This is a genomic window from Sphingorhabdus sp., from assembly GCF_044239005.1.
Lineage (GTDB): Bacteria > Pseudomonadota > Alphaproteobacteria > Sphingomonadales > Sphingomonadaceae > Sphingorhabdus_B.
The window spans coordinates 1-9,896 of sequence record NZ_JBIICH010000084.1; the positions used below are offsets into that span (position 1 = coordinate 1).

A 9,896-nucleotide genomic window follows, 5' to 3' on the forward strand; every position below is an offset into this window, starting at 1 on the left:
TTGACGAAAAGCCCAATTATGATTGGGGCTATGTCGACGTCGAGGAAAACAAAGGCGAGGCATCATTCACCAGCACGGGTGGATGGCTTGGCTTCACCGACAAATATTGGCTCGGCGCGCTTATTCCTGACCAAAAAACGCCCGTATCAGCCAAGTTCCGTGCCAGCGGCGATGTCTATCAGGCGCAGGTTATTCCAACACGTTATACCAGCGTTGCGCCAGGTGCGGCCCTTAACAGCGGCTCGCGTCTGTTCGCCGGTGCCAAAGAAATGGCCGTTCTTGACGCCTATTCAAAGAATCTGGGCATTCCATATCTCGATTATGCCATTGATTGGGGCTGGTTCTGGTTCATCGCCATTCCGTTCTTCTGGATCCTGCATTGGCTGTTCGGCCTTTTCGGAAACTTTGGTTTAGCCATTATTGGCCTGACGATCATCGTTCGTGGCTTCATGTATCCCGTGGCGCAGAAGCAATTTGCGTCGATGGCGCAGATGCGTGCTGTTCAGCCTAAGCTGAAGGCGCTGCAAGAGCGTTGGAAGGATGACAAACCACGCCTGCAGCAGGAAATGATGAAGCTGTACAAGGATGAAAAGGTAAACCCGCTGGCGGGCTGCCTGCCGATTTTGCTGCAGATTCCTATCTTCTTCGCGCTGTACAAGATTCTGCTGCTGTCGATCGAAATGCGTCACCAGCCGTTCGTGCTGTGGCTGAAGGATTTGTCGGCACCGGATCCGTTGACACCGATCAATCTGTTTGGACTGCTGCCCTTTGACCCGCCATCGTTCATTGCCATTGGCATTTTGCCAATATTGCTTGGCGTAACAATGTGGCTGATGCAGCGTCTGAATCCGCAACCTATGGACGAAGTGCAAAAGCAGGTATTTGCCGTGATGCCATGGTTCCTGATGTTCATCATGGCACCTTTTGCCGCTGGACTTCAGCTCTATTGGGTCATGTCGAACATCGTGTCGATTGCGCAGCAAAAGTGGCTCTATTCACGCCACCCGGTGTTGCGCGAGCAGATGGCGCGTGATGCGCAAGAAAAAGCGGCAGCGAAAGCCAAGGCAAAAACGTGAGCGCCGATGTCATTGCGGGAATAGCAGAACCGAACCGGATATTTTCCGGTCCGGTTACGTTCCTGAAATCAGCGCCGAAGCTGGAATTTCTGCCGGACCCAACGGTCCCAGAAATCGCCTTTGCGGGTCGGTCGAACGTCGGCAAGTCCAGCCTGATTAATGCGTTGGTGAACCGCAACAACCTTGCGCGCGCGTCCAACACGCCGGGCCGCACGCAAGAGCTGAACTTTTTCGATGTCGGTGAACCGGCGTTGTTCCGCATCGTCGACATGCCTGGCTATGGCTATGCCAAAGCCCCCATCAAGACGGTGCAGCAATGGCGTTATCTGATTAACGATTATCTGCGTGGTCGCGCGGTGTTAAAGCGCGTGTTTGTGCTGATCGACAGCCGCCATGGCATTAAAGAAGTCGACCATGAAATCATGAAAATGCTCGACGCAGCCGCCATCAGCTACCGGATTGTGCTGACCAAGACCGACAAGATCAAAGCGTCCGATCGCGAAGCGGTTGAGGCCGACACCATGGCAAAACTGCGCAAGCATGTTGCAGCATATCCAGAGCTTTCGGTGACATCGGCTGAAAAGCGCGGGGGCATTGATGAATTGCGCGCGGCTGTGTTGGAAGCCGTCGCTTCTTAGGGTCAGGACCTATGAAACTGATTATCGGAAACAAAGCCTATTCAAGCTGGTCGCTGCGCGGCTGGCTTGCGGCCAAGCAATCCGGCCTGCATTTTGATGAAATCATTGTTCCGTTGTTTGCCGACGGCTGGGAAGAGCGCAAACGCGAAGACGACCTTGCGCCATCATCAGGCAAGGTGCCGACCTTGTGGGATGGAGAGGCGGTGGTCTGGGACAGCCTTGCGATCATCGATTATCTCGCGGACAAGGTGGGGCGGGATCGCTTTTGGCCCAAAAATGAAGTCGCGCGCGGCATGGCGCGGTCCATGGCGGCGGAAATGCATGCGGGCTATACCGCCCTGCGCCGTGAATTCCCCATGAATACGCGCAAGACCTTTCGCGACGTCACGATATCCGAAGATACCCGGAAAGACGCGGTCCGCATATTGCAAACATGGGCCGAAGCCCGCTCGCGCTTTGGCAAAGACGGGCCATATCTGTTTGGCACATTCAGTGCAGCGGACATCATGTTCGCACCTGTGGTGACGCGTTTTGTGACCTATGGCTTCACCCTGCCCGGCTTTGCCGAAAGCTATGCAGAAACGATTATGGCACATCCGTGGATGGAAGAATGGTACGCTGCCGCCGCAAAGGAACCATGGACGATCCAGCGGATTGAGGACGCGGTTACTTAATCCGCTCCTTGGGATAAGGCGTCCCGTCTTTGCGGAAATAGCCCGCATCGCCGAATGTCATGTCGATATCGGCGTAGACACCGCCTGCACCGCGATCGCCAGCGCCAATGACAATGAAGACACAATCGCAATCGCTGCGGTTAATCAGATGATGGCCGTTTGGTTCGCCCGCCGCCCACGCCGCGATGTCGCCTGCCCGCAGAAGCGTTTCGGTATCATCCTCAATCAATACGGCTTCGCCCGAAAGGATGATGACGATTTCGTCTTCCTTATGGTGCCAGTGCCGGTGCGATGACCATCCGCCTGGCTTAAGTACGACATGACTTGCACCCAATTGTGTCAGACCCGCTTCCGGTGCCAACCTTCGCCACCACCTGCCCTCAACTTCGCGGTCATATGGAGCGGGATACCCCGTTGCATTGCTTTGGGCGATTGCATCGAGGTTGAGTTTAGGCACTGGAAAGCCCTAGCCGCATTGTGCGCGGTGCAGCAGCTTCTGGTCAGCCAGAACAAGCGCCATCATGGCCTCAACCACTGGGGTGCCGCGGATGCCCACGCACGGGTCGTGACGGCCCTTTGTGATGATGTCGGTCGCATCGCCGTCGCGGGTGACCGTTTCCACGGGCGTGAGGATTGAGGAGGTCGGCTTAAACGCAACCCGCACCAGCACGGGTTGCCCTGTGGAGATACCACCGGCAATTCCGCCTGCATTATTCGCGAGGAATTCGGGATGGTTCGAACCTTCCGAAGAGGGCCGCATGCGGTCGGCATTTTCTTCACCACGCAAACGCGCGGCACCAAAGCCTGCGCCAATTTCGACGCCTTTAACCGCGTTGATGCTCATCATCGCCGACGCCAATTCGCTGTCGAGTTTCGCATATAATGGTGCGCCCCAACCGGGTGGTACGCCGGTGGCGACGCATTCAATGACGGCGCCCAGCGATGATCCCGCCTTGCGCGCCTCATCCACCAGTTTCTCCCAGCGACCGGCAGCAGCTTCGTCCGGGCAGAAAAACGGGTTTTTGTCGATCTGTGCGGCTTCAAAATTGTTCCGGTCGATGGCGTCGCCGCCAATTTCCGCAACATAAGCGATGATGTTGACATCAGGCATGACCGCCCTTGCCACCGCGCCGGCGGCCACACGTGCAGCGGTTTCACGCGCGCTTGAACGTCCGCCACCGCGATAATCGCGAAAGCCATATTTTGCGTCATAGCTGTAATCAGCATGACCGGGGCGATAGGCCTTGGCCACGTCAGAATAATCTTTGGACCGCTGGTCAACATTTTCAATCATCAGCGAAATGGGCGTTCCCGTTGTCCGCCCTTCAAAAACGCCAGACAAAATCCGCACGGCATCCGGCTCCTGCCGCTGCGTTGTGAAGCGCGAAGTCCCGGGACGACGCTTGTCCAAATATGGCTGAATGTCCGCTTCGGACAAGGCAAGTCCGGGAGGGCAACCATCGACCACTGCGCCAAGCGCTGGACCGTGAGACTCTCCCCAAGTCGTGAAGCGAAAAACGCGTCCGAAAGTATTAAAGCTCATCTGCTGATTCCGACTTCTTCATATGTACCGAACGATAGTGCACCAACCCGTTGCGATGCCCCGCGATCATTTTGTGGTGTCGATATCAGGAGCATCCTCCTGCTTCATGCCGACGGTGTGGTAACCCGCATCCACATGGTGGATTTCGCCGGTAACGCCAGCGCCCAGATCGGACAGAAAATACAACGACGACGCACCAACATCATCAATGGTCACATTGCGGCGCAGCGGTGTGTTTAGTTCATTCCATTTCAGGATATACCGGAAATCACCAATGCCCGAGGCCGCGAGCGTCTTGATCGGTCCAGCCGATATCGCGTTCACGCGAATACCCTGTGGCCCGACATCATTCGCCAGATATTTAACCGACGTTTCCAATGCAGCCTTGGCCACGCCCATGACGTTATAATGCGGCATGACCTTTTCTGCGCCATAATAACTGAGCGTCAGCATCGATCCGCCACCTTCACCGGTTTCGGGATCAAGCGGCTTCATCATGGCCGCAGCGCGCTTGGCAACGGCGGTAAAGCTGTAGACGCTGATGTTCATTGTCATCAGGAAGTCGTCCAAGCCTACATCAAAATATTTGCCGCGCAGTGCTTCTTTGTTGGTGAAGCCAATGGCGTGGACCACGAAATCAATATTGGGCCATTTGGCCGCCAGCGTGTCAAAGGCGCGATCAAGATTGTCCATGTCGGCCACGTCGCAATCGATGAGAAAGTCACAACCCAGTTGTTCCGCCAATGGCCGAACGCGCTTTTCCATGACTTCGCCCTGATAGCTGAACGCCAATTCCGCGCCTTCGGCATGCAAACGCTTCGCAATGCCCCACGCCAGAGACTTGTCATTGGCGAGCCCCATAATCAGCCCGCGTTTGCCCGCCATCAATCCTGTCATAAAATCCTCATTCGTCAGGTGAATTTTGTTGCCGCTGCTTTAGTCCATTTTCATGGGCGTTGGCCAGTGCCGCGTTTAATTGCGCTCCTGTCACCAATCCGAGCCCGATAAGATAGAAGAAAATGAGTGCGACCATGACGCCCGCAAGGCTGCCATATGTCAGGTCATAATTGCTGACGCTCGACAGGAAAACCGGCAAAAGCGCCGTGAGGCCAAGCCACCACATGCTCACCAATGCTGGCCCCGGCCATTTGGGAAATGCGGATGACCGATATTTGGACGGGGTTAAACCCGCAAAGATGACATAGATTGCGGCAAATAATGTAATGAATGGAATGATACGCCCCCACGCAAAATAGCCTGAAACCATCTGCGCGGTGGGAATGTATCGGTACACCAGATCCTCAACCGCGGTCACCACAACCTGCGCCGAAAAAGCGACCATCGCCAGAATAACCGACGCGATGATCGCGCCGAGCGAACCCAATCGATAATGCCAGAACGCACGGCTGGGTGTCGCACCATAAGACCGATACAGCACATCGCGAAAGGTTTCGATCAGGCTGGCCGCTGTCCAAAGGCTGACGGCAGCGCTTAGCCATAGCAATGGCCCCGAGCGCGCGGTCATGGCGGACTCGATGGGTTCTTTCAGCGCGGCTCCGACACTTGGCGGGACAGTCACAAAAAATGCTTCAATCAAGGCTAGGCCGGATTCGGTTTGTCCAACTGCGCCAGCGATGGCAGCAGCCACAACGCAGAATGCGAAAAGTGATACCAACGACAGATATGCGAAATTGCCCGCGTGAATGAAGCCGTCGCTATACACACCAACGGCGACACGCTTGGTCACTTCCACAACCTGACCCGTCAGCCCAAGGTGCGCAAACCATGTCGCTTCGCTTTCATCGGCATGTGCCGTCGCAGGAAGATGTGCCCGTGCCTCCGGTGACAGAGGCGAAATTTCAGACACCAAGATTTTCCCGGACATTATTGTCCGGCAGGACACCCGCCAGACGTGCCAGTTCCGCGGGGTCCGATGGCAAGTGGATCATAAGCGTGACCAACTGGTCGCCACGTCCACCCGATTTTGTTGTGAAGCCCCTGCCCTTTATCCGCAGAACGGCACCGGAATTAGTACGCGGGGGGACGGTGAGCATGACTGCGCCATCGACGGTCGGAACCTTCACCTTGCCACCATCGACGGCTTCTTTGATCGAGATGGGTAGGTCAATCCGGATATGGTCGCCGTCGCGCGCCAAATCTGGGTGCTTACCAAGCTTTAGCGTGACCATAGCATCACCATTGCCGCCCGGCCCGGGCTGACCACGCCCGGGAATGCGGATCTGTTGTCCGGCGACGAGGCCGGCAGGCAGTTTGAACTCAACGGTCTTGCCATCGCCCAGCGTAATGCGCTGCGGCGCGAGCGTTGCCGCGTCGGTGAAGGACACCAAATGTTCGTACGCAATATTCGCGCCCTTGGGTGGCGGCGCTTGCTGCGGACGTGGGCCAGCACCGGGACGGGCCCCGCCGCCGCCAAACAAGCCATCAAAAATGTCGCCAAGGTCAATGCCGCCGCTGCCAAAGTCGAAATTGCCACCACCCGGTCCGCCTTGGCTATATCCGCCGCCACCAAAGGGGTTACCACCGGCAAAGCGGGGTTGGCCATTTTCGTCTATTTCGCCGCGGTCAAATTGCCCGCGCTTTTTGGGGTCCGATAACAAATCATACGCCTGCGTAATTTCGCTGAAGCGCTCCGAAGCTTTCGGATTGTCCTTGTTCTTGTCGGGATGCAATTCCTTCGCAAGCTTACGATAAGCGGATTTAATCGCTTTCTCGTCCGCGCCTTTGGAAACGCCTAATATCGAATAAGGATCAGCCATTCTTGTCCCTGTTTACCCTGCTTATCCGTCTTACATTGGTATTACAGTGCCCCAAGTCAACTCGGAAGCAGGGCGTTATCCCGTTTTTTACCGGTAATCTGGCGTAGCAGAAGATATAGCAGCAGGCCAATCGGCCCCGCCATCAACGTAAAGAACAGTATCGGGAGTTGAAGCCAGCGTGCAATCTTGTGCTGGTCTGCATTTCGCGCGATCCAGATACCGACAAACAAATCGAACGCCAAATAATGGATCCAGCCGATCGTTGCGCCGCCCGGCGAGTCAAACAACGCCATAACCCCGGCTAAGGTCGTGAAGTCCGCAGACGGGCGGCCTGCGGGACCGCCATCGGAGATAAGTCCAGCCATCAACGGGATGATAAGGCCCGCATAGAGGCAGGCGAGCAACACCGATCCTGCGAAAAATATATATGGCACAACCCGTTCGCGCTTTGGGGTGAAGGCCAAAACCACCCAAGCGAGCAGCGCCCACGCATTTGCGACACCGAATATCATTTCCCAGTTCATTTTATATTCTAGCCCCTTTTAACCCGCATCAGTCTAGCCTATCGGTTGGCTATGGAAAGACCTGATCCTTTTAGCCTGTTCGACGATTGGTTTGCCGAAGCGCGGACCAGCGAAATCAACGACTCCAACGCAATGGCATTGGCGACCACGGGCGCAGATGGGCAACCTTCGGTCCGCATGGTGCTGTTGAAAGGCCATGGCCCCGACCTTGGCGACCATGGTGGCTTTGTTTTCTATACGAATTTTGAAAGCCGCAAGGCGATGCAATTGTCCGACAATGCGCAGGTTGCGTTGCTGTTTCACTGGAAATCGTTGCGGCGGCAAATCCGGATTGAGGGTGCAGCAAACCCCGTCGACGACGCGACCGCCGATGCCTATTTCGCCACCCGCTCGCGCAATTCGCAGCTGGGCGCATGGGCTTCGGACCAGTCGCGTCCCTTGGCAGACCGCGCGACATTTGAAGCGCGCTTTGCCGCGGTAGAAACCCGCTTTGAAGGCCAAGACGTTCCCCGCCCGCCGCATTGGTCGGGTTGGATGGTCAGCCCGAACCGCATCGAATTCTGGCAAGACCGCGAATTCCGCCTGCACGAACGCTGGGTATATGAACGCGACGGCAACGGCTGGACGACGGGCATGTTATATCCATGAAGGGCCGCGCATGAGCCTGGGGCATAGCCACCATCACCAGGCGCATGGTGAACTGACCAAACGTGCGGCCATCGCCAGCGTGTCGATGGCGCTGTTCTTGCTTGCGCTTAAGGTGTTTGCGGCGGCGGAAACAGGGTCAGTTGCGCTGCTTGGGTCATTAGCGGACACCGGATTTGATGTTCTCGCCTCGTTGCTCACGCTTTTTAGCGTCCGTTACGCCGCGATGCCCGCCGATGACGACCACCGTTTCGGCCATGGCAAGGCAGAGGCATTGTCCGCCTTGGTGCAGGTTGTGCTTGTCATTGTGTCCGCCATCCTGATTTCATGGCGCGCGATTGTGCGCCTTGGTACGCAGGAACCAACCTCCCATCCGGAATATGGCATTGGGGTCTCGCTCATTGCGATTGTGGCGACAGTCGGGCTGCTTGCCTATCAGCGTTATGTTGTCCGCAAAACCGGATCAGTCGCGATTCAAGCCGATCATGTGCATTATCAGAGCGACCTTTTGCTCAACGTTGCGGTTATTGTCGCAATCGTTCTTGATACGATGATGGGTGTGCGCGGAGCAGACCCATTGTTCGGTATCGCCATTGCAGCGTGGCTGTTGTGGGGTGCTTACAAGGCGGCACGTCTGGCGTTGGACCAATTGCTGGATCGCGAATGGCCGCAGGAAAAGCGCCAGCGTTTCATCGAAGTTGCCATGCGCCACCCCGAACTGCGCGGCATTCACGATATGCGCACCCGTTCAAGCGGTACGCATGATTTTTGCCAGTTTCACGTCTGGGTCGACCCCGACATGACGGTCGCCGCGGCGCACCATATCATGGACGAAGTCGAACAAGCGTTGATGGATGAATTCCCCGGCGTCGAAGTGTTGATCCACCCCGACCCCGAAGGCCACAAAGACGAAATGGGTTACATCCCATCCGAAACCATCGAACATCACGAGCATCCACATGACTGATTTGCCATATTATCACGTTGACGCCTTTGCAGATCGGCCGTTCACCGGCAATCAGGCCGCCGTCATGCCGCTCACGCACTGGTTGGATGACGCCGTGCTTCAGGCGATTGGCGAGGAAAACAACTTCGCGGAAACGGCATTCTACGTGCCCGATGAAACGGGCGCTGCCGATTATGAATTGCGCTGGTTCACGCCAGAGGTTGAAATCCGCCTCTGCGGCCATGCGACGCTTGCGAGCGGGCATATCGTGCTGAGCGAAAACCCTGCGCTTGACCGGGTGACATTCCGGACGCGCAAAGCGGGCATATTGGAAGTGCGCCGCGAAGGCGATGCCTATGCCGTTGCATTGCCGGCAATCCCGACGGAGCCGGTTAATAACCCCGAAATGATGCAGGCCATGGGCGGCAATCCCCTGTCGATGCGCAGCAACCCCGACAGCTATAATATGTTCGTTTACGCAACGGCGGCAGAAATTTTGGCACTGAAGCCCGATATGAAGGCGCTTGCGACACTTGGCGATGACAGCTTCACCGCCACGGCGCGCGGGGAGGACACCGACATTGTCAGCCGCGTTTTTGTTCCAGGTGCAGGCGTTGACGAAGACAGCGTTACCGGCAGTGCCCATGCGGTCCTGACGCCTTATTGGGCTGCCGAGCTGGGCCGTGACAATTTTACTGCCTATCAGGCATCGGCGCGCGGCGGTTATCTTGGTTGCCGTCTTGATGGTGAACGTGTGTGGTTGTCAGGCCATTGTTTTACGGTAGTAAAGGGAATGTTCAGCTTGGGCTGACCATCACAGTCATTCCATTGTTCAAAGGATTATTCATGCGTAAATCATTGGCCATACTGGCTGCACTCGTCCTGTCCCCTGTTGCGATGGCTCAGGACGCGCCTCCGCCGCCACCGGCCGGTGGTGTGCCGCAACCCGAGCAAATCTTTGCTTTTCTCGATGCAAATAAAGACGGCTTCATCGCTAAGGACGAAGCACAGGGACCATTGGTCCAGTATTTCGGGATGATCGATACCGATAAGGACGACAAGATTTCGATGGC

At 56.3% G+C, this 9,896-nt stretch carries 12 protein-coding genes and 1 pseudogene; 7 read left to right on the forward strand and 6 right to left on the reverse strand.

Annotation, left to right across the window (positions count from 1 at the left end):
• From yidC to ACILQA_RS07735, 3 genes are all read left to right on the forward strand, one after another.
• A partial coding sequence (gene yidC, locus ACILQA_RS07725; protein ID WP_395629173.1) for a membrane protein insertase YidC occupies positions 1-1,076 on the forward strand: 1,076 nt, incomplete at its 5' end.
• Complete coding sequence (gene yihA, locus ACILQA_RS07730) at positions 1,073-1,714, forward strand: ribosome biogenesis GTP-binding protein YihA/YsxC (protein ID WP_395629174.1); 642 nt, start codon at positions 1,073-1,075, stop codon at positions 1,712-1,714. The genes yidC and yihA, both read left to right, overlap by 4 nt.
• A gap of 11 nt (positions 1,715-1,725) precedes the next feature.
• On the forward strand, positions 1,726-2,388 hold the full coding sequence (locus tag ACILQA_RS07735) for a glutathione S-transferase family protein (RefSeq protein ID WP_395629175.1): 663 nt from the start codon (positions 1,726-1,728) through the stop codon (positions 2,386-2,388).
• Here the strand turns inward: ACILQA_RS07735 and ACILQA_RS07740 are convergent.
• From ACILQA_RS07740 to ACILQA_RS07765, 6 genes are all read right to left on the reverse strand, one after another.
• Complete coding sequence (locus ACILQA_RS07740; RefSeq protein ID WP_395629176.1) at positions 2,381-2,845, reverse strand: cupin domain-containing protein; 465 nt, start codon at positions 2,843-2,845, stop codon at positions 2,381-2,383. The two genes, ACILQA_RS07735 and ACILQA_RS07740, sit on opposite strands and share 8 nt — an antisense overlap.
• 9 nt (positions 2,846-2,854) lie before the next feature.
• Complete coding sequence (aroC, locus tag ACILQA_RS07745) at positions 2,855-3,931, reverse strand: chorismate synthase (RefSeq protein ID WP_395629177.1); 1,077 nt, start codon at positions 3,929-3,931, stop codon at positions 2,855-2,857.
• A gap of 66 nt (positions 3,932-3,997) precedes the next feature.
• Positions 3,998-4,828 carry an enoyl-ACP reductase FabI gene (gene fabI, locus ACILQA_RS07750; protein ID WP_306063637.1) on the reverse strand — a complete coding sequence of 277 codons (831 nt, stop codon included), beginning with the start codon at positions 4,826-4,828 and terminating at the stop codon, positions 3,998-4,000.
• A 7-nt stretch (positions 4,829-4,835) separates the two neighbouring features.
• Entirely contained in the window at positions 4,836-5,816 is a 981-nt protein-coding gene (locus ACILQA_RS07755; RefSeq protein ID WP_395629178.1) for a YihY/virulence factor BrkB family protein, read from the reverse strand.
• Positions 5,791-6,708 carry a DnaJ C-terminal domain-containing protein gene (locus ACILQA_RS07760; RefSeq protein ID WP_395629179.1) on the reverse strand — a complete coding sequence of 306 codons (918 nt, stop codon included), beginning with the start codon at positions 6,706-6,708 and terminating at the stop codon, positions 5,791-5,793. The genes ACILQA_RS07755 and ACILQA_RS07760 overlap by 26 nt, the downstream gene beginning before the upstream one ends.
• A 56-nt stretch (positions 6,709-6,764) precedes the next feature.
• Positions 6,765-7,232 carry an ABA4-like family protein gene (locus ACILQA_RS07765; RefSeq protein ID WP_395629180.1) on the reverse strand — a complete coding sequence of 156 codons (468 nt, stop codon included), beginning with the start codon at positions 7,230-7,232 and terminating at the stop codon, positions 6,765-6,767.
• Positions 7,233-7,283: 51 nt separating this feature from the next.
• Between ACILQA_RS07765 and pdxH the strand changes: the two genes are divergently transcribed.
• The 4 genes and pseudogenes from pdxH to ACILQA_RS07785 form a co-directional block, all read left to right on the forward strand.
• The gene (gene pdxH, locus ACILQA_RS07770) at positions 7,284-7,880 is read left to right on the forward strand and encodes a pyridoxamine 5'-phosphate oxidase (RefSeq protein ID WP_395629181.1); all 597 of its coding nucleotides are present in this window, start codon (positions 7,284-7,286) and stop codon (positions 7,878-7,880) included.
• 10 nt (positions 7,881-7,890) lie between these two features.
• Positions 7,891-8,844, forward strand: coding sequence for a cation diffusion facilitator family transporter (locus ACILQA_RS07775; RefSeq protein ID WP_395629182.1), 954 nt, complete (start codon positions 7,891-7,893; stop codon positions 8,842-8,844).
• Positions 8,837-9,634 (forward strand): PhzF family phenazine biosynthesis protein, encoded by a 798-nt coding sequence (locus ACILQA_RS07780; RefSeq protein ID WP_395629183.1) that lies wholly within the window; start codon positions 8,837-8,839, stop codon positions 9,632-9,634. The genes ACILQA_RS07775 and ACILQA_RS07780 overlap by 8 nt, the downstream gene beginning before the upstream one ends.
• Before the next feature lie 35 nt (positions 9,635-9,669).
• A pseudogene (locus ACILQA_RS07785) lies at positions 9,670-9,896 on the forward strand (hypothetical protein); the annotation flags it as partial.